The 299-nt window shown below is 48.8% G+C and carries 1 protein-coding gene; it reads right to left on the reverse strand.

All coding sequences use genetic code 11. From position 1 onward, the window contains the following. On the reverse strand, positions 1–299 hold a 299-nt coding region (locus BK660_RS32765), incomplete at both ends, for a hypothetical protein (RefSeq protein ID WP_185045352.1).

The following is a 299-nucleotide window of genomic DNA, read 5'->3' on the forward strand; positions in this document are numbered from 1 at the left end:
AATCAACAAGAGGTGAACTGTCGAAGTTCTCGAAAGCGGTAAATGAAGCTCGTTTATCACCAAACATTAGTTGCAGCAATCCGGAAAACACTTCCACTTCACCCGGGTTGGTTACTGTGCTTTGCACGGTCAAAGGGGTACTGGCGTAGGGGGCGATGTATTTGGCTGGCACCCCGAAGGTGCTGGGTTGTGTTGAGTCGGTAACGATCTGTTGGAAAATGAACAGTGCCTTAATCCCGTCCTGATCGGTGGTTTGCCAGTAACGTTTGATGATCGCGCCTTTTTTCAAAGGCCAGTAT

Origin of the sequence: Pseudomonas brassicacearum (assembly GCF_003732265.1) — a bacterium.
GTDB classification, from domain to species: domain Bacteria; phylum Pseudomonadota; class Gammaproteobacteria; order Pseudomonadales; family Pseudomonadaceae; genus Aquipseudomonas; species Aquipseudomonas brassicacearum_D.